This is a genomic window from Vibrio sp. QJM3NY_35 (assembly GCF_057785915.1).
The window spans coordinates 49,187-73,780 of record NZ_CM173508.1 but is presented as its reverse complement, the minus strand read 5'-3'; the positions used below and the strand labels follow the sequence as shown (position 1 = coordinate 73,780).

At 44.9% G+C, this 24,594-nt stretch carries 23 protein-coding genes; 11 read left to right on the top strand and 12 right to left on the bottom strand.

From position 1 onward, the window contains the following. Positions 1–36 precede the first annotated feature (36 nt). A complete protein-coding gene (locus AC3CH3_RS15795; RefSeq protein ID WP_004730224.1) occupies positions 37–471 on the top strand; it encodes a YccF domain-containing protein in 435 nt (144 codons plus the stop codon). Between the two features lie 114 nt (positions 472–585). Here AC3CH3_RS15795 and AC3CH3_RS15790 read toward each other — a convergent pair whose 3' ends face one another. The 3 genes from AC3CH3_RS15790 to AC3CH3_RS15780 all read right to left on the bottom strand — a co-directional run bounded on the left by AC3CH3_RS15790 (position 586) and on the right by AC3CH3_RS15780 (position 3,266). Beyond that, positions 586–1,509, bottom strand: a complete 924-nt coding sequence (locus tag AC3CH3_RS15790) for a hypothetical protein (RefSeq protein ID WP_488538639.1) — start codon at positions 1,507–1,509, stop codon at positions 586–588. Between the two features lie 195 nt (positions 1,510–1,704). Continuing rightward, a complete protein-coding gene (yiaY, locus tag AC3CH3_RS15785) occupies positions 1,705–2,853 on the bottom strand; it encodes an L-threonine dehydrogenase (RefSeq protein ID WP_017064788.1) in 1,149 nt (382 codons plus the stop codon). 260 nt (positions 2,854–3,113) lie between these two features. Further along, positions 3,114–3,266 (bottom strand): hypothetical protein, encoded by a 153-nt coding sequence (locus AC3CH3_RS15780; RefSeq protein ID WP_019825757.1) that lies wholly within the window; start codon positions 3,264–3,266, stop codon positions 3,114–3,116. Positions 3,267–3,500: 234 nt separating this feature from the next. Between AC3CH3_RS15780 and yjjG the strand changes: the two genes are divergently transcribed. Together yjjG and yddG are read left to right on the top strand one after the other, a co-directional pair. Continuing rightward, positions 3,501–4,175 carry a pyrimidine 5'-nucleotidase gene (gene yjjG / locus AC3CH3_RS15775; protein WP_019825758.1) on the top strand — a complete coding sequence of 225 codons (675 nt, stop codon included), beginning with the start codon at positions 3,501–3,503 and terminating at the stop codon, positions 4,173–4,175. A gap of 246 nt (positions 4,176–4,421) precedes the next feature. Next, positions 4,422–5,351, top strand: coding sequence for an aromatic amino acid DMT transporter YddG (gene yddG / locus AC3CH3_RS15770; protein WP_488538638.1), 930 nt, complete (start codon positions 4,422–4,424; stop codon positions 5,349–5,351). Between the two features lie 39 nt (positions 5,352–5,390). Here yddG and AC3CH3_RS15765 read toward each other — a convergent pair whose 3' ends face one another. After that, positions 5,391–6,287, bottom strand: coding sequence for a cation diffusion facilitator family transporter (locus AC3CH3_RS15765; RefSeq protein ID WP_488538637.1), 897 nt, complete (start codon positions 6,285–6,287; stop codon positions 5,391–5,393). Positions 6,288–6,586: 299 nt separating this feature from the next. Between AC3CH3_RS15765 and AC3CH3_RS15760 the strand changes: the two genes are divergently transcribed. Further along, positions 6,587–6,937 carry a hypothetical protein gene (locus tag AC3CH3_RS15760; RefSeq protein ID WP_019825764.1) on the top strand — a complete coding sequence of 117 codons (351 nt, stop codon included), beginning with the start codon at positions 6,587–6,589 and terminating at the stop codon, positions 6,935–6,937. Between the two features lie 57 nt (positions 6,938–6,994). Here AC3CH3_RS15760 and AC3CH3_RS15755 read toward each other — a convergent pair whose 3' ends face one another. Continuing rightward, positions 6,995–7,873 carry a LysR family transcriptional regulator gene (locus tag AC3CH3_RS15755; protein ID WP_016797108.1) on the bottom strand — a complete coding sequence of 293 codons (879 nt, stop codon included), beginning with the start codon at positions 7,871–7,873 and terminating at the stop codon, positions 6,995–6,997. Positions 7,874–8,034: 161 nt separating this feature from the next. On the opposite strand from AC3CH3_RS15755, the gene AC3CH3_RS15750 reads away from it, so the two are divergent. From AC3CH3_RS15750 to AC3CH3_RS15740, 3 genes are all read left to right on the top strand, one after another. Next, the gene (locus tag AC3CH3_RS15750) at positions 8,035–8,634 is read left to right on the top strand and encodes a class I SAM-dependent DNA methyltransferase (protein ID WP_017064785.1); all 600 of its coding nucleotides are present in this window, start codon (positions 8,035–8,037) and stop codon (positions 8,632–8,634) included. A 315-nt stretch (positions 8,635–8,949) separates the two neighbouring features. Further along, the gene (locus AC3CH3_RS15745) at positions 8,950–10,515 is read left to right on the top strand and encodes a YjjI family glycine radical enzyme (RefSeq protein ID WP_488538636.1); all 1,566 of its coding nucleotides are present in this window, start codon (positions 8,950–8,952) and stop codon (positions 10,513–10,515) included. 56 nt (positions 10,516–10,571) lie between these two features. Then, positions 10,572–11,486 (top strand): YjjW family glycine radical enzyme activase, encoded by a 915-nt coding sequence (locus AC3CH3_RS15740; protein ID WP_488538635.1) that lies wholly within the window; start codon positions 10,572–10,574, stop codon positions 11,484–11,486. 75 nt (positions 11,487–11,561) lie between these two features. On the opposite strand, the gene AC3CH3_RS15735 is transcribed toward AC3CH3_RS15740, so the two are convergent. The 5 genes from AC3CH3_RS15735 to yccS form a co-directional block, all read right to left on the bottom strand. Further along, positions 11,562–12,473, bottom strand: a complete 912-nt coding sequence (locus AC3CH3_RS15735; RefSeq protein WP_029405677.1) for a LysR family transcriptional regulator — start codon at positions 12,471–12,473, stop codon at positions 11,562–11,564. Positions 12,474–12,551: 78 nt separating this feature from the next. After that, positions 12,552–13,811 (bottom strand): hydroxymethylglutaryl-CoA reductase, encoded by a 1,260-nt coding sequence (locus AC3CH3_RS15730; protein ID WP_488538634.1) that lies wholly within the window; start codon positions 13,809–13,811, stop codon positions 12,552–12,554. Positions 13,812–13,996: 185 nt separating this feature from the next. After that, complete coding sequence (locus AC3CH3_RS15725; RefSeq protein WP_488538633.1) at positions 13,997–14,317, bottom strand: hypothetical protein; 321 nt, start codon at positions 14,315–14,317, stop codon at positions 13,997–13,999. Positions 14,318–14,438: 121 nt separating this feature from the next. Beyond that, complete coding sequence (locus AC3CH3_RS15720) at positions 14,439–14,624, bottom strand: hypothetical protein (RefSeq protein WP_017629650.1); 186 nt, start codon at positions 14,622–14,624, stop codon at positions 14,439–14,441. A 333-nt stretch (positions 14,625–14,957) separates the two neighbouring features. Then, on the bottom strand, positions 14,958–17,141 hold the full coding sequence (yccS, locus tag AC3CH3_RS15715) for a YccS family putative transporter (RefSeq protein WP_488538632.1): 2,184 nt from the start codon (positions 17,139–17,141) through the stop codon (positions 14,958–14,960). A 177-nt stretch (positions 17,142–17,318) separates the two neighbouring features. On the opposite strand from yccS, the gene helD reads away from it, so the two are divergent. Next, positions 17,319–19,394, top strand: coding sequence for a DNA helicase IV (gene helD / locus AC3CH3_RS15710; RefSeq protein ID WP_488538631.1), 2,076 nt, complete (start codon positions 17,319–17,321; stop codon positions 19,392–19,394). An 84-nt stretch (positions 19,395–19,478) separates the two neighbouring features. Continuing rightward, complete coding sequence (locus tag AC3CH3_RS15705) at positions 19,479–19,829, top strand: VOC family protein (protein ID WP_488538630.1); 351 nt, start codon at positions 19,479–19,481, stop codon at positions 19,827–19,829. A 92-nt stretch (positions 19,830–19,921) separates the two neighbouring features. Here AC3CH3_RS15705 and AC3CH3_RS15700 read toward each other — a convergent pair whose 3' ends face one another. Together AC3CH3_RS15700 and torT are read right to left on the bottom strand one after the other, a co-directional pair. Continuing rightward, positions 19,922–20,377, bottom strand: coding sequence for a methylglyoxal synthase (locus tag AC3CH3_RS15700; protein ID WP_488538629.1), 456 nt, complete (start codon positions 20,375–20,377; stop codon positions 19,922–19,924). A gap of 60 nt (positions 20,378–20,437) precedes the next feature. Beyond that, complete coding sequence (gene torT, locus AC3CH3_RS15695; RefSeq protein WP_231625674.1) at positions 20,438–21,385, bottom strand: TMAO reductase system periplasmic protein TorT; 948 nt, start codon at positions 21,383–21,385, stop codon at positions 20,438–20,440. On the opposite strand from torT, the gene AC3CH3_RS15690 reads away from it, so the two are divergent. Both AC3CH3_RS15690 and torS read left to right on the top strand, forming a co-directional pair. After that, the gene (locus tag AC3CH3_RS15690; protein WP_241813117.1) at positions 21,330–21,494 is read left to right on the top strand and encodes a hypothetical protein; all 165 of its coding nucleotides are present in this window, start codon (positions 21,330–21,332) and stop codon (positions 21,492–21,494) included. The two genes, torT and AC3CH3_RS15690, sit on opposite strands and share 56 nt — an antisense overlap. Before the next feature lie 64 nt (positions 21,495–21,558). Further along, a complete protein-coding gene (gene torS / locus AC3CH3_RS15685) occupies positions 21,559–24,576 on the top strand; it encodes a TMAO reductase system sensor histidine kinase/response regulator TorS (RefSeq protein ID WP_488538628.1) in 3,018 nt (1,005 codons plus the stop codon). The last annotated feature ends 18 nt before the right edge of the window (positions 24,577–24,594 follow it).

Below are 24,594 nucleotides of genomic sequence, written 5' to 3'. Positions count from 1 at the left end.
CAAATAAACAGCATTCAAAGATTTGGAGAATACAGAATGAAAACAATAGGAAACATTATTTGGTTTCTATTCGGTGGCGTATTTATGGGACTGGCTTGGTGGTTCTTCGGACTGCTCGCATTCCTAACCATCGTTGGTATTCCATGGGGCAGAGCATGTTTTGTGATGGGTAACTTCTCATTCTTCCCATTTGGTCAGGAAGCGATTTCGCGTGACGAGCTAACCAATGAAATGGACATCGGCACGAGCCCGCTAGGTGTGATTGGTAACGTTATTTGGTTCTTATTTGCGGGGATCTGGCTTGCGATTGGTCACATCATGTCAGCTGTGGCGTGTTTCATTACCATCATTGGTATCCCGTTCGCGATTCAACACCTTAAGCTAGCGGTTATCTCGCTGGCGCCAATCGGTAAGACGGTTGTCGATAAACGTGAAGCAGAAGCGGCGCGAGTAAGAAATTACAAAGGTTAAGATTACACTTTCAGCCTGATTGAATTGAAAAGCACATCGCATGATGTGCTTTTTTGTGCCTCTGTTCTTATCTCTCGATGCTCATATCCTAAACACTAACTAGGCGTTGTTGAGCTAGACATTATTGAATAGGACTTCAAGCCGTAGGGTGATGTTGGCTTCTTCGGTGTGTTTCTCATGGGGCTCTCGTTCCCATTGATAACGAGGGATGAGTTCGTAGAACAGCCACTCTTTCCATACGTTTTGTCGGTAGGTAACCGAAACCTGAGCGTATTCGTAATGATTATGCGGCTCATCCGTTGCATTAATCGTGGCGCTATATTGAAGTGCTTGGTCTTGGGCAAGGTAGTGATACAAGATTAGCCCTGTACCATAGTTCCAACCTTTAAGGTTGTCGTTGTACCCTGCAAAGCTTGACCATCGAGCCAAGAAATCATCACTCAAAGAAAGATCAAAATCGATGTCAGTGATTTCGCCAGTCTCTTGTTTTTCTTGATATACACGTAGAGTAAGCCTGAATACCGCATCGGTTGTGAGAGGGTAGGTAAATCGGTAGCGAGCTTCAATACGCGGGCGCAGTGTCGCTTTGATATTGAAGCTACTGTAACCCTTGGCATAAGCATCGTAACGTAGGCCGAGTGCGCTCTCTAATTCCTCTGAATCTTGCGGAAAGAAATCCAAGAACTCTTCATCGCTGACAGATTCGTAGATCAACTTTAGGCGTTTACTGACAAAGGGGAGATGAAGGCGCGCTTTGAGCTTGGTCGAGTAGTCTAGCTCCCCACCTTCAGAATAAATAAAATCGTTATACCAACGTACAGATGTGCCAGCTCTGGCATCTTCAGTTATTCGGTCATCTACAAAGAAGCTATCGAACCAGAGTGCAGGTTGGCAAAATTTACTGTTCAGAAAATGGTAAGCCTTTTCGACAGGGACGTCTTCTAACGGCTGACTGTGGCACTCATTCTGTTCCTCTGCCTGAACGGAGTATGAAATGAGTGACGCCAATAATGAGGTGCTAGCTATCCTACGACTCAATGGAACCTGTTTGTTATTCTATATATCAATAGTTTGACTATAACCAAGCGATTGCAACAATGCGACTTTTTAGTGATGAGTGATGAGTGATTAGCGAGGAAGATAAAGGTTTGAAAGGGATTGGATAGATAAAAGAAAACGGACTCACAAGGTGAGTCCGTTTGTTTTAGCTATAAGAAGTGATTTGTATCTAGGTTACATTGCCGCTTCGAAGATCGCTGAGATCTCTTCGTGAGTTGCTTGTTTAGGGTTGGTGAAGCCACAAGCATCTTTAAGTGCATTATCAGACAGCGTTGGGATATCTTCTAGTTTCGCACCAAGTTGCGCGATACCAGTTGGAATGTTCACGTCGTTTGCAAGTTGAACAATCGCGTTGATCGCTGCTTCTGCGCCTTGTTCTGCCGTCATGCCTTCAACATTCACACCCATTGCTTTTGCCACATCACGTAGACGCTCAGGACAAACTTGTGCGTTGTAGCGTTGAACGTGTGGAAGCAAGATAGCGTTACATACACCGTGTGGAAGGTCGTAGAAACCACCCAGTTGGTGCGCCATTGCATGAACGTAACCCAGTGACGCGTTGTTAAACGCCATACCCGCCATGAATTGTGCGTAAGCCATCTGCTCGCGAGCTTCAATGTCTTCGCCGTGCGTTACTGCTGTTCTTAGGTGCGCTTGCACAAGTTCGATCGCTTTAATTGCTACAGCGTCGGTAATTGGCGTTGCTGCGATTGAAACGTAAGCTTCGATTGCGTGGGTTAACGCATCCATACCCGTTGCTGCAGTCAGTGATGCAGGTTTAGCAAGCATCAACTCAGGATCGTTTACTGAGATAAGCGGAGTTGTGTGCTTATCAACGATAGCCATCTTAATGTGACGAGCTTCGTCAGTAATGATACAGAAACGTGTCATCTCAGATGCCGTACCAGCTGTGGTGTTGATAGCGATCAATGGCATCATTGGCTTTTCAGATTGGTCTACGCCTTCGTAATCTGCAATCTTGCCGCCGTTAGAAGCAACCAGAGCGATACCTTTTGCACAGTCGTGTGGAGAACCGCCACCTAGAGAAACAACAAAATCACAATCGTTGTCAGTCAGCAATTCTAGACCATCGTTCACGTTAGTGATGGTTGGGTTTGGTTGAGTGCCGTCGAATACAACTGCATCTACGCCACGCTGGCTAAGAAGGTCTTGTACCTGCTTAACTACGCCAATTTGGTTCAGGATCTTATCAGTAACGATCAGACCTTTTTTAAAGCCTTGAGACTGAATGCTATCAGCAGCATCCTTCAGACAGCCAGTACCCATGAAGTTGATTGTAGGGATGTAAAATGCAGTAGACATTGGAAAACTCCGTTAATTATGATTTTTAATTTCCTACATGTTGTCGGCATTCAAGTGGTCGACCATTGATCTGGAACAACTTTGATTCCGAACTACCACTTTGTGGCTAGTCGTTGTGATAGGGCTCATATAGCAATCGTTTTCATGTTTTTTGGTTGTGTTCTTTGTCATTAATGGGTCGTGATAACTGGGCTCCACTAAGAGCAGAATGGTGCTCTATAACAATGAAAATCAAGATTTGTCACTGAAAGTTGATCTGGTTAGGCAGGTGTCGATTTTTTATCAGAGTCATCACTGCATTCAATTTGAGGATCTTGCGACTCTTCAGAACCAAGGGTGTCTTCTGGCTCCTCGTCATAGTATTTGACAAGAAAAGGGGTGAGCATGACAGATGACGGTAAAAAGTGCTTCATAATACCTCCCGGTACTTAAGTGTGTTTCTTGTATGGTATTGGTTTAATATGTGGCAAAATTTGCGATACATCATGACTTGTGGCTTGTTATCTATAAATTATTAGATTTATATACAGGATCACAGATTTGCGAGTAAAGTGATTGCCAGCCTACAAGGCGAAAAGAAAAATTAAGCAAAACTACGATAAAAACAGACACAGCATTGCTCAACAGCGCGAATAACAGGACAGAAAATGAAGTACGATTGGATATTCTTTGATGCGGATGAAACCTTGTTCCACTTTGATGCTTTTCAAGGAATGAAGCTGATGTTCTCCCGTTTTGGTGTGGACTTTAGTGAACAGGATTATTCGGTTTACCAAGAGGTGAATTTACCACTTTGGGTAGATTACCAAGATGGGCGTATTACGGCAGCTCAACTGAAGCACGCGCGTTTTGAAAGCTGGGCAACAAAGCTAGAGACAACAACAGCAGAACTAAACAGTGCATTTTTGACCGCAATGGCAGACATCTGTTCGCTGCTTCCTGGTGCAAAAGAGTTGATGGAGTCTTTAAAAGGCAAAGTGAACATGGGCATCATCACTAACGGTTTTACAGAGCTGCAGTCAATCCGTTTAGAGCGCACAGGAATGACGGATTACTTTGATCACGTGATCATTTCTGAAGAGGTTGGGGTAGCGAAACCGGATGCCGAGATTTTTGAATATGCGCATAAGCTGGTTGGATTGCCATCGAAGCAAAGAATATTGATGGTCGGGGATAACCCACATTCCGATATTCTAGGTGGGTTAGATTTTGGCATTGAAACTTGCTGGTTAAATAGCCAAGAAAAGGCAACGCCAGCGGGCATCAATCCTCACTATCAAGTGAAGTCTTTGGCTAACTTGCAAGCTCTGCTGCTGGCTTAGTTATTAACTGCCTGCCACTACTGAATACGCATCATAACTGGTTGATTTCGTTAATTGAGCAATGCTTTGTAAATTGATTGGCGTTTCGCTGGTGGATAGATGCTTCGTTAATTGATTAATGTTTCGTAAATTGATAGATGCTTTGTAAACAAAGTATTGATGGCCGAGTACGAAAATGTACTCGGCCAATTATTTTGAACTTGGTTTAACCATAGAGTGACCATCAAAACAGATAAAGGAAAAGGCGTGCTGAAATCTCATCGTTATAGCTGCTACGGTATTATCGCCATTTTATTATGGAGCTGTTTGATTGCTCTGTCTCGTAGTGTCTCAGAACAGCTAGGTCCAATTGGTGGCGCGGCCAGCCTTTATACGGTGAGTTCGCTATTGTTGGTTTGTGTTATGGGGCTACCTAAGCTTTCACGCTTTTCTAAGTCTTATTTGCTGATTGGCGGCGCCTTGTTCGTTTGTTATGAGATCTTCTTGGCTCTGGCATTGGGAATGGCGAACAGCCGACATCAAGCGATAGAGATGGCGGTAATCAACTATCTATGGCCAGCACTGACGGTGTTATTTGCCGTGCTGCTGAGCGACAAGAAGATTAACTGGTTGGTTTATCCAAGTATCTTTTTGGCATTCTTTGGCGTGGCGTGGAGCATCAGCGGTGACCAAGGTCTCTCTGTCGACCAGATTGCTGCCAATATTGCGACCAACCCTAAAACCTATTCTATGGCGTTTTTCGGTGCGATTATTTGGGCGGTTTACTGTAACTACACCCAGCGGGTCGCGAAAGGGCAGAATGCGATTGTGCTTTTCTTTATCGCTACGGCGATCACTTTGTGGATCAAATACGCATTGAGTGATGAAACCGGTATGGTGATGACGAGCAGTGCTGCGATTGATTTAGCGCTAGCGGGCGCTTGTATGGGCGCAGGCTATGCACTTTGGAATACTGCGATTCTTGGTGGCAACATGGTGTTTCTTGCGACCATGTCGTACTTTACGCCAATTTTCGCGACCTTACTCTCTTCGGTGATTTTGGGCTTGTCATTGACCATGACGTTTTGGCAGGGCGTATGTATGGTAACTGTTGGCTCACTGGCTTGCTGGTGGGTAACAAGAGAAAAGCCGACGGCAAAGGCGTCGGCTTCTAAAAAGGTTCAATCTCAGCTTTAATTTGCGCTAATGTGCCAGCGTCATTTGCTCGGTGAAATCTTAGCTCGCGACATTGAGGTTTAGTTGAAGCTCATAAGGCATTTTAGATAGGCGTCGCTTCAGTTGGCGGCGCGTTCGTTCAATATCATCAACCGCAATCGCATCTTGGTCGTTGGTATGAATATCAACATTGATACGTAATTCTGGACCAACCTTAGTCACACCCATCAGCTCCAAATCTTGCTCCGCTTCTTTGTCTACCGCGACAACGTTCTTATCTACCGCATCACAAATATCTTTGTTTGCCGACATCATAAGCAGTTCGCGCATCGCCTCACGTAACATGTCGAAAGGCACTTTGATGAAGTAGAAAGACATTAGCAACATCATCATTGGGTCGGCATATACTGCGTATGACGCAAGAGGAGAGAATGTCATTGCCCACGCTACGACGAAACCAGCCGTTACCGCGACACTCAATAGTGTATCCATCTGCCACTGCTTAGATTCCGCTTGAATCAGACCAGAAGAGATACGTTTGCTTTTGTTAGCGATGTACCACCAAGCGTAACCACAACCCAACACGTTGAAAATACCAAACAAAGTTGCGATAGAAGCATCCACCTCACGACCGCCAGTCATCAAGGCACCAATCGCAGAGTAAAGTGAATAACCAACCACAAGTAGAATCACAACGGCTTTAATGGCAATAACAATCGGTTCGATAATTGCTCGACCAAACGGGAATTCAGTGTCCGAAGGGCGATTGATGTATTTCGAGGCAGCTAGTGACAATAAAGTTAACAGTAAGCTGATAAGAGAATAAACACCGTCAAATACTATGACCAGAGAGCCAACGAGAAGACCCAACACCAATCCGCCAATTGCGAAGCCTGATGCTAAAAGGGCTGAGAACAATAGTACTCGATTTTCGTTTTGGCTTTTCCTGTCACACATAATATTTTCCAGATGTTTTTGATAACTTCATTGTTCTAATATTGAGCTAACTTTACAAACTTTATCTGATGACGTTTATATGCCCTATTTAAGCAAAATGTATAAACACTTTAAATTCAATGGCTTAGGTTGAATTTAAGGTGTCAATAAAGTTGACGTTGAGTGTTTTTTGGGATGTTATGCAACTGAAATAGGATCGTTTATGATTAATAAAACACATTAGTCGCTAAGGTTTTATTGGTCTTCTAGATTGAACTGCGACTGCGACTGCGACTGCGATGGACAAGGAGTGAATCAATATGAAGTTTGACGATATCAGTGATAACGATTTGTGGGCGATTGCTAACCCGATCATGGATAATCTGATGGATGGTTCAACCAAGGTTGATCATGAGCAGCACTGTCGAGACTTTACTCAAAGAATGAAAGACATTGTTACGCCGGAATATTTAGAAAAGGTGTGCCACCATTATCAGCACAGTAATGGCTTTTTTGCTGAGCGTGAGCCTGTGGCGCTATTTAGACGTTCAGACTCCATCGCTTTTGTGTGGAAACAAGCTTACACCATTGCCAAAGGTGAGTTTGTCGCTGAAATGGTATTGGTTGAAGAAGACGGACGCTACTTAGTGGATCACGTGATGGTTTTTTAGGAGCAGTGCTGTTTGTGATTTTGCCCTTTGCTATAGACGATAAGCTATAAGCGCGAGCTAGAAATCAAACAAGTAGTCACTGAGCTGGTCGGCTAACCAATTCATTCCCGGGTGCTCCGCCATGCCAGCTGCGGTAAACATACAGTAGTCTTCTTGAGTCAGGCCGTAGGTGTGTTTGATCACCGCTAATTCTTGTTCACGTAGCAAGTGACGAATCAGTGGCTCTGGCATTACGCCCCACGCCTCTTCACGTAAAATCGTATCCAACATAAAGTCAAAGCTAGAGAAACCAATGTAGCGACGCGAAAAGGGCTCAAGCTCTGGATTATCCTTTTCATTAAGATAAACCATGGTCGCTTGCATCGAATTTCTCAGTACCTCATCAGACACTCGTCGCATCGCACTCAAATCATGGCCTTTCTTACATACAGACATCATTCGAATCTTACCAAGCGGGTTGTAGATAATTCTTGGGTCATCGACACGTTCGTAATCGACGCCAAATGCGAAGTCGACTTGCTGAGTTTCAACTAGGTTTGCTAAATCACCGCTCGACGCGAGAACGAAGTTGAATGAGGTAGAAGGGTACTTGTTATTTAAGGCATGAGATAAGTCCTGCCACATTTCATCGGGTAGGGAATCATCTCGCGCTATCCAAATCTCTGCGTTGAATTCGCCCGAGACATGTAAGCAGGTTTGTTTAATACGCGCGGCTGTCACCAACATGCCTTCGCAATCTTTGTAAATCGCTTTACCCGCTTCTGAAAGCTCAACGTGGTTTCCGCTGCGGACGAACAGCTCGACATCTAACTCTTTTTCCAAGGCTTTAATCGACATGCTGAGTTTGGTTCGGTTGCATTCTAACTGGCGTGCAGCTTCAGACACTGATCCTAAATCAGCAACGGAACAAAAGGCTTGGACTTGAGAAAGGTTCATTTCATTTCCATATTGAGCGGGGGTCGGTGCATATTATCTGAATATTGTGCTGACTATCTTAGAAATAGTCCATCTTTGGATGATAACTCTATGACGAATTGACTAATTTGGTTTACTCTGGGGAAGTTCCGAACCTACAAGAAGTAAAGATGGAGGCCATGATGGCGAAACAATGGGACGAGTACGCCGTTGATTGGGATAAAGATCCCGCGACCGCAGTATTCGCACAGTCCGTATTTGACCAGTTAACACAGCTCGTTGATTTAAACGGAACCCGTGTCCTTGATTTTGGTTGTGGTACAGGACTACTCAGCCAGAAAATATCTCCTTTAGCAAAAGAGATCATCGCACTTGATATCTCTGAAGGGATGATTGAAGAGTTAGATAAGAAAGAGTTACCTAACGTTGAACCGGTAGTTGATATTTTATCGCGCGGACTTGCAGCGCAGCATCCAGCATTCAGAAACCAGTTTGACCTAGTGGTAGCTTCTTCGGTGTGTGGTTTTATCCCGAACCTACAAGACACAGTCAGTCTGATTTACACGCTGCTTGAAAACGACGGCACGTTTGTACACTGGGATTGGTACTTGGAAAGCGACAGTGAAGACTACGGTGTAAGCCAACAGCGATCAGAAAATGTATTGAGCGCAGCGGGCTTTGCAGTGGTTGAGGTCTCTACACCGTTCTCGATTGACACTCCACAAGGAGAGTTAAAGGTATTAATGGGTGTTGGACGTAAACAAGCGCTTCCTGATCTGTAATCGTGTGTATGCCTTGAGCTAGCATTCAGAATGCTCATTTAAACTACTAAACCCACATTAACGACTTTAAGTCAGTTATGTGGGTTTTCTCTTTTTGGCGCTATCGTTTTAAACAGAACGAGTTAGCGCTTTCTCATTTCTTCACTATTAACTCTGGTTTCTCTATTTCTCATCTCGCTCATAGAAAACTCAACATCCCCCTAATTTACAAATTACTTATTTCCATTTTGGAAAAACAGCATTGCATACATTTCATTAGTGGAAATATGATGGTGAGATATAAAATAAGCCCATAACAATTTTAAGGGTTTAATAATGAGCCACCAATCTGCGTCATCTACTTCTTCACCACTTTCAGAGCAACAACAACGCTTTAGCAATATCATTTCAGATGCCCACCTGTCTCCAAAGCAGAAGTCGAGCTATCTTGCCTTAGAAGCTGAAGCCAGCCTGCCGTACATGCCGGTAAGCAACGAAGTAGTGCAAGCCCTACAACAAGGTGTGCTATGTGACATGTTTGAAGGGCATGCACCATTTAAGCCGCGCTATGTACTTCCAGACTATTCTAAATACTTACATCAAGGCTCAAAGTATTTAGAGCTTAGCGCGGCAACTAATTTCGATGAAGCATTGAACATGCTTACCATCCTTTACCACCATGTTCCGTCTGTGACATCAATCCCGGTATACCTAGGTCAGTTGGATGATGTACTGATGCCATTTGTTGGCGGCTTGACGGATGAGCAGGTATATCAAAAGCTTAAGCTGTTCTGGATTATGCTGGACCGCACATTGCCAGATGCCTTTATGCATGTGAATATCGGCCCGACCGATAACATTGTGTGTCGTACGATTTTGCGCGTAGATGCTGAACTGAAGCAGATCGCACCAAACCTAACCTTTATGTATGACCCTGCTGTGACACCTGATGATCTACTTCGTCATGCGGCAAGCAATATCTGCGAGTGCAGTAAACCACATATCGCAAACTATCCAGCGCATGCCGAGGCTTACGGCGACAAGCGTTTTGGTATTGTGAGCTGCTATAACTCTTTGCCTTTAGCGGGTGGTTCAAACACGCTAGTACGTATGAACCTGAAGCAAGTGGCGTTGAAGTCTGAGGACAGTGCTGATTTCTTACAACAAGTATTGCCGAACTACAGTGGCATCATGGTTGAATTGATGAACGCTCGTAGCCGCTTCTTGCATGAAGAGTCTAACTTTTTTGACGGCTTCCTGACCAAAGAAGGCCTTATCGAAGAAGACCGCTTTGCGCCAATGTTTGGTATTTATGGCATGGCGGAAGCCGTCAACATCTTGATGGAAAAAGAAGATAAATCAGGGCGCTATGGTCACGATGAACAAGCTAATCAACTCGGTCACCGTATCTCTGAAAAGCTGGCTGAGATCGTCGAAAGCTCTGAAGTGAAATATGGGCTGGAAGGTAAGGCTCTGCTGCATGCTCAAGGCGGTATTAGCCTAGATGAAGATGTGACTCCGGGTGTCCGTATTCCTTATGGCACCGAACCAGATCCAGTCTCTTACGTTCGTGCTACCGCGGGTCACCATAAGTTCTACATGTCGGGCATCAGTGACATTCTGACCATCGACGAAACAGTGAAATCTAACCCTGAAGCGATGTTCAATTTGTGTAAAGGTGCGATTCAAGCGGGTTACCGTGAGTTTACGGCTAACGTGGCATCAAACGATTTGGTTCGCGTGACGGGTTACATGATTAAGCTGTCTGACATTGCCAAATATGACGAGCAAGGCTCACGCACCAATACCACCTTCTTAGGTGCTGAAGCTGCGAAGAACACGGGCATATTAGAGCGTAAACCACGCGTGGCGAGCTTAGAGATGTCGCCGACATACGAATAGCTTTAACGTGCGTGTGTTATGTGTGTGTTGCGTTTCGACTACGAACAATGTGAATTATGAAAATTTCTGATCTAACAACTCAAACGGCTAGGGTTAAAAATAATAAGACAGAAAAACAAGCGAAGGTCAGCCGTGTGCTGACCTTTTCTTGTGTTGATGGACCGGGGAATCGGCTTGTGCTGTTTCTACAGGGGTGCAATTTCGACTGTATAACCTGTCATAACCCTCATACCATCAATCACTGTAACCATTGTGGAGATTGTGTGAGTGGCTGTCCAAGCCGTGCTTTAAGCATGGTTGATGGCAAAGTGAAGTGGGACCCAGCAGCTTGCACCAACTGCGATAAGTGCATTGATGTCTGCGACCATAAGTCGAGCCCGAAAATTACCACAATGACGGTCTCAGAGGTTCTGGAGCTTGTCAGGCATAATCAGTTTTTCTTGAGTGGCATTACCGTTTCTGGCGGTGAAGCGACCATGCAGTTGCCGTTTATCATAGAGCTATTTCAAGCGATTAAAAGTGATCCTCAGCTAGCGCACCTTACGTGTTTTATTGATAGTAATGGTTCGCTGTCACTTCAAGGGTGGGACAAGGTGTTGCCTTATCTTGATGGCGCGATGATTGACCTAAAATCATGGCAATCGGAAACACATCAATGGTTAGTGGGCAGAGGCAACCATAGGGTGTTTGAAACCATTAACTACTTAGCAGATAAAGGAAAACTGCACGAAGCTAGGTTGCTGCATATTCCAAATAGAAGCGACCTTGAGGACGAAATTGAACAGGTGGGGCGTTACTTGAAGACTCTACCAAGTGATGTTCGAATTCGACTGAATGCGTTTCAACATCATGGTGTCATTGGCGAAGCGTTAGATTGGCCGAAATGCAACGAACAACAGATGCAGAGCTTTCACGATAAGCTATACACCATAGTTCAAAGACCGATGCAAACCCCTGAGGTTTATACCTAGTCTTTAGATTTCTTAGGCGGTCAATTAGGCTTCTAAGAACGTTAACTTTCTAAAGATATTAAGTCTCTAAAAATATTAAGCTTCTAAAAACAGGTCACACAACCATTTGATCGCTTGATCATTCATGTTGGGCTTATTCCACACCAAGCTATACGCCACCTTACCGTAATCAAAAGGCAAGGGCTTGCTCACTAAGCCCTGAGCTTGTTTAGCATGCTCAGCCCACTGTTTAGAGCAAGTGAACAGGAAAGGTGTGTGGTGACACAACACAGCCGCAGCGCCGAAGTCCGCGACCGATATTGCCATCTCTCTTGGCTGGTGGCATTGAACCAAGTTTTGTTCAAAGTAGGGCTGAGACAGTTCGTTATCTAAAATCCCAATGTGCTTGTAATCTAAGTAGCCTTCCACCGTCAGTTCTTGCTGAGCAAGAGGGTGATGTGCGCCCATCAAACAAACCATCTCGTCAGGAAGAATTGTTTCCCAAACCAGCTCTTTGTTATCGGTCGGCGGCTGAGATATATCATGGGGCAACAAGATCAAATTGACCTTGCCACTGAGCAAAGCATCGAAGCCGAGCTGTTGTTTCGAATAGATGTTGAGCTTCGCGTTTGGTGCGAGTTCAGTGGTAATTTTGCTGAGCTTTGACGCGAATACTTCAAAGGTACTTTCGCGCATCGAAAGTGAAAAGCTGCCTTGGTATTCTTGAGGGGTAAAACTCTTCTGATGAAGCAGTCCGTTCATGCTTGAAAGAATCGCGTGAACAGTAGGAGCTACCTGCAAGGCAAATGGCGTCGGGATCAGCTTGGTGCCGTCCCGATAGAAAAGCTCGTCGTTAAGTATGTCACGCAGCTGAGATAATGTCTTACTCACACTCGAAGGGCTGACAAAGAGTTGCTCTGAGGTTTGAGTAACGCTGTGGGTGTTCAGCATAATATGAAGCGCAGTGAGGTGCTTAAGGCTCACTCTAGATAAGTGTAAGTAATCCATTTATGACTCACGCATTCAGAGTGGCTTGTGCTCTTGTGCAATCCACAAAATCTCACAAGCCAAATTGGATAAAGGTTATTAACGAGCTAATTTGTGATGAGCTCGCGAAAAGTGACCTGCGCAAAACGCGCCTACAATCGACAGTTCACCCGCTAAACATAATGCAGCACATACCTCAGCTAAGGCTTGCGATTTACCATTGCCGTGAAGACCAAGTAAATCTAGACATGCCTTTTGGCTTGGTAGACCAGTGCCGCCGCCTACTGTACCTAGCATTAAATTAGGCAGTGTTACGCTAGCGTATAGGCCACCTTCTTTGTTCAACTCCATGCGAGTCATGCCAATGGCAGATTCTGCAACACACGCTGCGTCTTGTCCGCAAGCAATATAAAGAGCAGCTAGTGCATTAGCGTAATGGGCATTGATACCGATAGTGCCGCTCAGAGCGCCGCCCACAGTGGTCATTTGACCAAACTGAACCATCTTCTCTGGCGTGGTATGTAGATACTTAGCCACCAGTTCTGCTGGGATATTAACTTCAGCGGTTACCTTTTTGCCGCGCACGCTGCGCAAGGTTTGGGTATTGGCTTTCTTATCACCCGACAAGTTACCATCAAGGAAGGCATGGTCAGGCTTAACTGGTGTGTGTTCGATGATGTACTCAAATACCGCGTTGGTCGCGATGGTCACCATATTCTGACCAGATGCGTCTCCCGTTAGAAACTCAAACACCAAGTAAACATGGTTGCCTTCAATGTTGATATTGATGTCGGTCAGTTTGCCGTGAGAAGTCGTAGATTCTGCTAAAGTTTTAAACTTTTCATATTGGGTCACGGCCCATGCCACAAATTGCCCTGCTTCTACTAACCCTTGAAACGCAAACCCTGGGGTGCGCGTAACACCTTCATTCAACAACATTGCACTCGCGCCACCACAGGCACTAATGAGTTTAGAACCACGGTTGTAAGACGCGACAAGTGCTGCTTCGGTTGTTGCCAGTGGAACTAGGTAATCACCTTGGGCAAACAAGCCGTTAACGCGCAATGGGCCAGAGATACCTACAGGTACCTTAACAGTGCCAACGAAGTGCTCGATGTTTTTCTCATAGGCTTGCATCTGACTTTCGGTATGAGGGTCGAGTAGCTCTTTTTGTGATTCTTCATTATCGAGAGCAGTCCAACGACGTGTCACATTCTTTTCTGTCAGGTAAGGGCTAGGAGTCAGCTTGTTTGCTGGCTTTTCAAAATTAGGTTGGAGTTTATTTTCTAATTCGTCTGCGGAGATATCGCCCCCTAAAATAGAAACATAGTCACGGCGATGCAGATTTAGTTTTGGCATAAATAGTATGAAGTAAAGTTTGTGCAGCAAAATGGTTTGCGCTGATTCTACCGAGTAATAAACCAGAAACAAGCGCCAGATATAATGAGTTACAGTTTGTGTGCTTATTGCGTCAAAAAGCGTCCAAAGTGGTTGAATCGAGTCGATTTAGAACATTGAAAATAAGTGCGAACAGTAAGTATAGCTTAGATGTGGATGTCTAGAAGACTACCGATCGCTTCGTTTTGACGATCAACCACACTCGCACCCACATGGTTATAACTGGCACTTTGGGTTAGCTTCAATAGTGAATCGGTTGAAGATGAAACAGGTTCTGGGTCTTTGTCTTTAAACGAAATGGATTGTTCAGGCTCTATTTGGTTGAAGCTGAGATCACTGCCTTTGAAAGCATCATCGGATTCTGGAGTGTGTTTGGAGGCTTGATTGAGTTCGATCGCGGCTTCTTCAGCCATGTTGTTTGACTGCTGAATAATGGCGTAACCAGATTGAATACCAGATATCGACATAGCAGAACCTTTAATTGACGTGTTGAATAAGTCTAGGTGGACGATATTTTGAGCGCAATGGTGAAGGGGTAAAATTTACAGTGAAACGGAGTACTTAAGCTAAAATAGTGACGTCTGTCTATTAACTGAACAGATCGTTCAATGCATTTAGTTCTTCATCAGTAAGAAGAGTTTGTTGTTCCGTTTCAAGATTACCGTCAATCTCGCCTTGCAATGCTTTTAATTGCTGCGGGCTAAGAAGCTGAATCTGTTGTTTGAATGCTTCAAATTGTTGTGTATTCATAATGTGACCTTGGTGCAAATCCATATGCTCAATTGAGCATAGACTACTGGTGCAGGAAATCAAACAAGATTAAGTGAATATTAAACGAAATTTGTAATTTCCTAGAACTAAGACAACTATAAATTCCTCTGGTCGGCTTTTTGTCCGACAAATTTTAGGCAAAGTTAAGGCTTGGTCAATCAAAGTCAGAAAATTCCTACAACGTAAAAATCGTCTTAACCCTTATGGGGTAAGGGTAGGTAAGCAGTTGCTCTACTCAATTAGAGGTATTGGTAGAGCAACATATAACGGTAACAAATGATCAAAAGGTGTTCGATTAATGCTATCTTTTTGTTTTTACAGTATTTTGTTTGTCTATTAAGAATCTGCTTTATCGAGCGGTTTATCAATCTTCACCTTAACCGCAAACTTGGTCGCTAGCGTATGCAGTTCTGGAAGCATTCGATAAATCAAATGAAGCTGTTGTAAGACCATTCTGACAGAACTCTCATCTTCCTCTCGCCATTCACTTAGACGTTTATCAAGTTCAGGGTCGTATGCATTTTTAACCTCACACTGTTCACGATGTGAATAGAGTTGGTCATTCAGAGCATCAAGGTGCTCGTGTATCACACGGTGTGCATCCAGAACGAGCTTGTGTGTGGATTCGTCGTCAATACGCGTCCTGTGTGCGCCCAGTGCCGAAATATAGCTGAGTAGGGCGTGATTCAGCGTTAGAAAGCGAAAGCTCTCATCCTCAGAGGTTCGATATTTACCGGGTTCCACCAACATGCTGCTGATAGCGCTAGTCAGGTTCGCATCGTTATTGTGTGCGCTGCGGCGGGCGATACGGTAATTCAATGTGTCTTTCTTACCTACACGATATTGGCCGATGATTTGCGCGAGGTAGTTCTTGTTGGAATCAAGAGCATCAGCCATCACTTTATGCAGTCGTTTTGATTGCCAATCAGGTAACAAATAAACGACCGCCAATACAGCGAGGGCACAGCCTATGAAGGTATCTGCCAGTCTTGGTAACACCACGGCGTATCCTTCGCCAAGTTGGTTAAAGCAGAACAATACCAATAGGGTAATAAAGCCTGTTGCGAATCCGTAGTTGTTGATACGGAACGCAAAAAACATCACGCCACTGATCACAATGAACACCAACTGGCTCTCTTGAGAAGGGAAGAAGGTCAGTAGCGGAACGCCAATTAATAAGCCTGCAACGGTGCCAATGACACGTGCAGTAAGCTTTTGACGAGTAGCGCTGTAGTTTGGCTGACACACAAATAGCGTCGTCAGTAGAATCCAGTAGCCGCGTTCAATGTCAAAACCTTGAATAATGCCGTAACCGAGTGTCAGCGTGATCGCCATACGAATTGCGTGACGAAACAGCATCGAATCTGTATGCAGGTTGGCTTTTATCTTTTGCCACATCGCCGTTAAGGTGTGCGGATTGGTATCGTCTAAGACATCTTCTTCTAACTTCTCTGCATCTGGGTTACTGATGTTCGATAGCTGCTTTTCAACCGTTGCAAGGTTATTGAATAGATAATCCAATTGGCTCAGCAATGGCTTCCATTCTGGTTTGTTTTGTTGATGAAGGTGATTAAGTGAAGACATCAGTTCATCAAGCGCCAATACCGATTTATCGCCATGTTGGTATTCCGCGCCAACCTTTAGCGAGCTCGCCACTTCTTTACACGCGGTCGCTTGCGCTTCCAGCAGATATTTAAAACGGAACAGCACATCAGAGCGCTCAAAGTGTTTGGCAAGTTCTTGATAGCGATAGTGGGTCGAACTCACGCGTTCGTGAATGTCTTGCGCGATGAAGTAAGTATTGAGGAATCGGTCACTGGGTCCGTCAATGTGTCCGCGTTTGGAGCGATTAAGCAAGGTTGCTTTACACATGTTGAGCGCATTGACGGTACTCGCATTTAATTTGGCTTCAATAATGCGGTGCGGCTGAGGGATAAGATCAGATACTGGGTAGAACAGTTCTGCCTTAGATTCCATGTAGGTGCCAACCTGATCAAACACGTTAGCAAGGTTTTGCTGCACAGGTTGCATTGGCCATACAATCTGCCAGATCATCGACATGAAGTAGTACCAAGCCGCGCCTGTTAAGAGCAATAACGGTTGGAACCATAAGTTGATGCTCTCATGAGCGCCGAGCATGGTGTAGATAGCAACCAGCAGAGAACCAAACGCGATGCTGGCATATTTGGGCCCAATTGCACCGAGCATGATGAACGAGAATGTGGATGCGAAAAGACCTAATGCGAATAACCAAGGTGTGTCGAACAGCAGTTCTATAGAAAAGGCGGCGATCGCAAAACAGATAAAGGTCAGGGTGAGCGCTTTCAAGCGTCCCGTAAAGCTGTCATCACTTTCTGCCAGTGCCGCGGCGATCACACCTAAGATCAATGGAGTGATGAGTGTGTTTTGCCCATAATACCAAGCCGGAACGACAACACCGAGCAGAGTGATGAGAATTAATACGCTGTAATTTATGGTTTTATTCGCCCAATAGAGGCGTAATTTGGCTGAAAAGTCCACAGTCGCTCACTTGACACACTAAAAACCATAATCCTAACAGAAATCAAGCACAAGAATTTGATACTTATCCATAATTGCCCGTAGGTGGTCATGAAAGCGTCGATAAGATATGAGATATTATTAATTCTCATTGCATCATGATATAAATTCAATATTCCTAATTAAGAGCACACTCCAATGCAGCTAAGCGCTAACAAGACTGCACAATTTTTTATTCAAAATGAATATCATCAGGTTGAACTTGATGGTTCACGTCTGCTGTTATCTTCAGTAGGCAGTGAAGAGCGTATCCCGTTTACTATTTGGAGTGGCAAGATCGCTATAAAACGCGGATTGTTTTGGGGATCGCTACAATTTTTTGCTAATCAACAAGATGGAACACAGCGCAGTTGGTTAGTACAAGGCTTACCTTGGGATCAATGTCGTCAATTTGCACGCGCGTCAGTTACCGCTTATCAGAAGTGGCACGACACGCAATGTGAACAATTGGCTGAACACGTACCTCAGTGGGAAGCTGAATTAACACGCCTTGAGCAACTCCCTGCTTTTCTACCGCATTCGAAGGTCAATACTTGGGCTGATATGGTCAACTCAGGCCTAGAGAGTATGACTATGACGCTAGAAGAGGCCGCGCAGCGCATGCCAAATCGCATCGCAAGAATGCAGCCATGGTTGTCTGAAACGGAGATCAAGCAAGCTGAAAGAAACCAGCAATGGCTAGAGACCGAGCGAAAGAACTGGGAAGTGTTGTTTGCGCAATGTGAGTCGTCACCACTGAACTTATCGCAGCAATATGCGGTGTTGATGAATGATGATCACAACCTTATTTTAGCGGGTGCAGGCTCGGGTAAAACCAGTGTTCTAACCGCTCGCGTCGCGTATTTACTGCAAAGCCATCAAGCTCAAGCTGAAGAGTTGCTATTGCTCGCTTTTGGTCGTGAAGCGGCAGAAGAGATGAAGCAACGTCTCGACAGCAAAATTGGTTTATCAGCAGAGAAGGTGCAAGTCAGCACTTTCCACCAGTTGGGTTTAAAGATACTGAATCAAGTTGAACCTGAACGCGTGGTTATTTCTCCTTTAGCGCTCGATGACAACCAACGCCAAGCATGGTGCATTGATTGGTTGAAGAAGCACTGGATGACACCGACCAACTTTAAACGTTGGCAAAAGCATTTGTCTAAATGGCCAATCGCTTATTTAACCGGTGACGATGAGCTTGGTAGCCATGTTTCAAACCTCAAATTGATCGGTTGGCTTGAAAAGCAGCTTGAACAGTTAAATGCGTCGGGTTTAACGAAAAAAGAAGTACAGCAACAGCTGATTGACCACCGAGACTATACGCGCCTCAACAGCGAGCTTTCACTGTGTTGGCCATGTGTAACCGCGTGGCAAAAGGAGCTGAAAGAACAAAATCATATCGACTTCTCAATCATGATCAGCCGAGCTACTCAGTATGTCGAGAAAGGCAAGTTTATCTCACCTTGGAAGTTCATCATGATCGATGAGTATCAAGATATCTCACCCGATCGTCTTGCCTTGGTTGAAGCACTTTGTAATCAGTCTAAAGCCAAGCATCAAGCCTCTATTTTTGCAGTAGGCGATGACTGGCAGTCGATTTACCAATTTGCGGGTGCGGATGTGGATTTGACCACGGGCTTTAAGGATCGTTTTGAAAGCTCGACCATACATCACCTAGATACCACTTATCGCTTTAACAATCAGCTAGGTGCAGTTGCCAATCGCTTTGTACAAGAAAACCCAATTCAGATTCCGAAAGAACTGAACAGCTTCAAGCAACAAAAGCAGAAGGCGGTGTACAGTGCGCCAAGCAAAGAAGTTGAGAAGATTCTTGATCAACTGAACCGTCAATCCAAAGGCAAAACCAATAAATCGGTGTTGCTACTTGGACGTAATCATTACCACAAGCCAGAGTTGTTGGAAGATTGGAAGAAGATCTTCACTTCCATTGATATCAAGTTCATGACTTGCCACGCCAGTAAGGGTAAAGAAGCAGACTTCGTTATTATCCTTTGCGTGGATGAAGGACAATTCCCAGCGAAGAAGAAGCAACTGCATATTGATGGTGCATTGACTGAATCGTCAGACGTGTTCCCATACGCGGAAGAGCGTCGTTTGTTCTATGTAGCAATGACGCGAGCAAAAGAGAAAGTGTGGATCACGCACAGTGGCGATGGTTCTGGCTTCGTACAAGAGCTACACGGCTCCGACTATCCTGTGGTGCGTAAAAAGTAGTCGCCCCGCTAGGGTGTTTTGATAAGGGCTCAAGTCGCATTCGCCTGTATTTTATTTGCAGACATAAAGCAGAAGGACATGCATATGGAACATGGATCAATCAACTATATCGAATTTGCCGCGAAAGATATTGCCGCGACCAAGGCGTTTTTCAGCCAAGTGTTTGGTTGGAACTTTGAAGACTATGGCCCTGAGTATTCTGCTTTTGAAGGCAAAGGCTTAATGGGCGGTTTCTATTTGGCTGATTTGTCTTCTGATGCAGAAAAGGGCGGGGCATTGATGGTTTTCTACAGTGAAGATCTCGAACAAACCGAATGTGACGTGCTTAATGCGGGTGGAGAGGTCAATCGTGAAATATTCAGTTTCCCAGGTGGTCGACGCTTTCATTTTCGCGAGCCAAGTGGCAATGAAATGGCAGTGTGGAGTGACAAATAGCCTCTTATCAGAATTTCTATATTCAGATAAACAAAAGCCTGCGATTAAGCAGGCTTTTTAGTCTGTGACGTACTCATCTGTCTTAACGAGAATTAGGTACGCTCAGCAAGGTACGCTTCGTAATCTGGAATCTCGATAACAACTTCTTCTTCAAGTAGTGAAGAGTTGAAAAGGAAGTTCGCAGTAGCGCGGTTGGTTGCTACAGGAATGTTCCAAACACTCGCGATACGCAGTAGTGCTTTTACATCAGGGTCGTGCGGTACAGCATTGAGTGGATCCCAGAAGAAGATCAGCATGTCGATCTTGCCTTCTGAAATTAGAGCGCCAAGTTGTTGGTCACCGCCCATAGGGCCGCTGATCATGCTCTTGATTGCTAAGCCTGTCTCTTTACTTAGTAAAGAACCAGTCGTGCCCGTTGCGTAAAGGAAGTGCTTTTGTAGTTTTTCTTTGTTCTCTTTGACCCATCTTAGTAGCTCAGGTTTGAAGTGGTCATGAGCGACCAAAGCGATATGCTTATGTGTTGGCATAGTGCGCGTCGTTTTTTGCATGAATGTTCCCTAAATTGTTGTTTCGTTTTTATTGTTTTGAGTTCTTCAGCCAATATAGCACTAAGGATTCACACTGAATACCGGACGAAACTCAGAAGGTGACAATGAGTCGGCGATAATTTGATCTTTGAGAGTTGCAGGTGTCAGCGCTTCGATAATCGGTGCGCTGTGTTGCTCGTAAGGTTGACCGCGTAAGTAACTCGTGGCTTGTTTTACCGACAAGCGACCTTGCTCAACCATTTTATCGGTTGGCGCAAAAAGTACCTTGTTACGAAGTAAACCACGGTAGGTTCCGTGACTTAAGTAACTCGAAATTAACCCAATCTCTTCGGTTTTATCGGCCGCTCGTAGCTCACTGATCGCTGCTTCAATCGCGACGGCACTTCCGACTATATATTGTATATCCGGCTCCTCGATCACCTGTTGTACTAGATTTCTTTGAAGTTCTTTATCGTTATCTGCCCAATAGCTGATCGCAATTTTGATATCACTCGACTTGATCGCATCATAAAACCCCAGTGCTACAGGCTTAGTGCCGCCACTCGCTTGTGGGCCAAGTAACAGGGCGATAGGTGTTTCGCCTGATCCTTTCGGGTGTCGTTTCGACAAAAACTCTCCGACTTGGTATCCCATTTGGTACCAATCGACACCGACTGTGCCTTTCAGTACCTTCTGTTGTTCTTCATTGACGGTTAACTCATTCACCGTAGCAAACACAGGTGTCGAGCCAACCCAATCACTGAGATTGTCATGGTATGCATCGGGTGAAACGGTGCCTAAAATAATGGCATCGGCTCCCCATTGTGTGCAAAGCACCAGTTGCGAGGCTTGTTTGGCCACGTTGGGGTAACCGCCAGCTTCCAAAACTCTTAGCTCAACTTGCTGCTTTTCTGCTTCAGAGATCATTCCATAGTTTACCGACAACCAATAAGAGTCTTTGAGGTGCGGATAAATGGCACAAATTTTCTCTTTGTGTGATGTGGCTTCGGCTGGTTTTATTGGGCTCAAAGGCTCGCTAGCACTTGCGACAGTAGTCACTGAGGCCAGTAGTGAGAGAAGAATTATTGAAGCGAAAGGTCTAGATAGCATGAATTGCCGTTTTATTGGTTTTAGATAAGAAACACTGCAAAATATAGCGTATTCTGCATGGGTAAAGAAGAACGTTTTAAGGTTTAGAGTTTATGTTGTTAGCTTCAGCGAGTATTGGACGCAAGCTGCTGGCCTCATTCTTAGTGATGGCACTGTTGGTTCTATTGTCTGCATTGATCGGTGTTTCTGGTTTTAGCTTTGTAGCCAAAACGGAAAGAAACGTCGTTGATTCGGCGCTTCCTGCCATGATCGAAGCTCGTCAGGTTTCTGAGTTGAGTAACCGTATTATTTCGTCAGTACAAACACTTTCTAATGCGAGAAACGAGGCCGAAAGAAAAGAGGCTGGCACCGTACTGTTTGACCAACTTGAGTCGCTTCTTCAACATATCAAAGAGCTTGGTGTCGACAGTTTCGATTCTCAGCTCCTCAATAAACTCGAAAACAATGTTCAAAGCGTTATTAACACACTGGCTGAGTTGGGTGTGTCGGTTGAGCGTAAGCTTTGGTTAAGCAAAGAGTTGTCGTCTCGTGTCGAAGAGATGCGCCTATTGGCCGAAGAGCTAGAGCAGTTGACGCGAACCCAAGTTTTGAACACGGCTACCATTGCGGTTGCTAACGTCACGCATATCTATGACCTGCTAGAAACCAAAGAAACGGATAAAGCCTACCAAGCCTTAGATGCGCTTGTAGAGGTTGACCTTGATTTGTCTGAGCGCCTACACGAATTGCATTTGCTGGCGTTCAAAATGCTTAACCAAATTGAAGAAACGCAAACCGTTACCAACGTAGAGCGTATTCATCAAATCCAATCAGAATTTGAATCCAACCTAAGAATCATGGCGCGCCGCGTTAAAGCGGTCGAAGATCCTACTCGTTCAGCGCAGATGTCTCAGCTTCTAGAAGAGCTCAGAAAACGCCAAGTCGTGTTCGATATTTCATTAGAACAATATGAGAACACCAAAAAGTCAGAGTTTCTGATGCAAAATACGTTGGAGCTGTTCTCTCAGCTGAATACAACGGTTAACCAACTGGTTGATGATTCAAACCGCAGTACCAAAAAAGCGGTTGATGAGCTGACCAGCACGTTGAATTTGGCTCAATGGTCACTGTCTGTGATTTCGGTTATTGGTTTGGTTATCGTTGCATTTATCGTGTGGCGAGTGGTGTATATCTCGGTTGTTAAACGTCTTACTGAATACTCATCGGCCTTGATGTCTATCGCACAAGGTCGCCTGAATATTGATATCTCGGTAAAGGGTAATGATGAGCTGGCTCATATGGGCGAGGCGATCATCACTGCCAGAAACACCGCGCAGGCGCTACAAGTGGTTGCGGTGGGTGAAGCAAAGGCGAAACGCGAACTTGAAGAGCACAAAGAACACTTAGAAGAGTTGGTCACAGACCGAACCTACCAGCTGCAAAAGACCAATGAGAAGCTGAACATCGAGGTAGGGAACCACGCTAAGGCTCGTAACGCCGCAGAACAAGCAAGCCGCGCAAAATCCGCTTTCCTTGCGACGATGAGTCATGAAATACGAACGCCGATGAACGGTGTATTAGGTACTGCAAGATTGCTCAAAGATACCGGGTTAGACCCGCTGCAATCCGGCTATGCAGACATCATTAACCGCAGCGGTAAGAACCTACTCGCGATTTTGAATGACGTGTTGGATTACTCAAAGATTGAAGCAGGGCATTTAGAAATCCGCACTGCTTCGTTTGATCTTCATCAGATGGTTCAAGATACCTACCAATTGATGGAAGGGCGTGCCGCTGAGAAGAAGCTGAACTTTGATTTCCATATTGAAAGTGATGTGCAACGCTATTGGCGTGGTGACGTAACGCGAATCAGCCAAATCTTGAATAATTTGGTCGGTAACGCGATTAAGTTTACGGAAAGTGGCTCGGTCGATATCTTTATCAGCTTAGATATCGAAGATGAAAATCGAGTGATGTTTGAAGTGTCAGATACAGGTGTCGGTATTGATGCTAGCGAACAAGCTTGTCTGTTTGATGCCTTTACCCAAACCGATAGCGGTCGCAACAAAACCGGCGGCACAGGGCTTGGATTAGCGATCAGTAAAAGCATCATGTTGGCAATGAACGGGGATATTGGCGTTCATTCTGAAGAAGGCGAGGGTAGCCAGTTCTGGTTCTCACTGCCACTTGAAGCCGGTGAGAAGATAGAAACGAAAGTACCGGTCATTGAAGCGTGTATTCGAGCTAAAGTACTTCTGATTGAAGATAACCCCGTAAACTGCATCGTTGCTGAAGGCTTCTTGCATAACTTGGGGCACGAGGTTGTGATTGCGACAACCGGACAAGAAGCGAGAGCCATATTCAGTGAGCAAGAGTTCGATATTGCGCTGGTGGACATTAACTTACCCGACTGCGATGGCGTCGAGTTAATTCAACAACTCAAAGACGATGCGCTTCAGCATAAAAGTGAAGAAGACGTAATTCGAAAAGTACCCCCAATGATCGCAGTATCGGCTCATGTGTTTAACGAAGAAGTGGAAAGCTACTTGTCGTCTGGTTTTGATGGTTTCTTGCCTAAACCGCTTGAAAAAGAAGCGCTTTCTCAGCTCATCGTTGCTCAACTCGATGGTGAAACACTATTGTTGCCACAGCCCGATCCAAACGATGCCGTTTGTAAGCAAAACGGTAACCGTGTTATTAAGAGCAACCATGATGAACTGCACTCGACACAGGTGGCTGATGTTTTGACGAAACGCGCGACGACTACTGACGCTCAAGATGAAGGAGACACTCCGGTGAAACTGATCGATTCCAAAGTGATAGAGGGTGACCTATCGATTCTTGGTTTAGAGAAAATGAAGCAAATCGTTGTGCTTTTCGAGGAGAGCAGCAACCTTACTTTGAATGAATTAGTCGAGGCGAGTGAAGCCGATAATGGACGAGAAGTGAAGTCTTTGGCGCACAAGCTTAAAGGATCTGCAGGTAGCTTGGGTTTATCAGCACTGTACAGTTTATGTCAGAGCATTGAAGCAAGTGAAGCCCCATTACTGCATTACAGAGATAACGACCAAGCTTTATCCGAATTGGTTAAAGATTCGTTAGAGGCCCTCCTCCCTTATGTTTCTGCTTAATGGTGTAAGTTTGTTTTA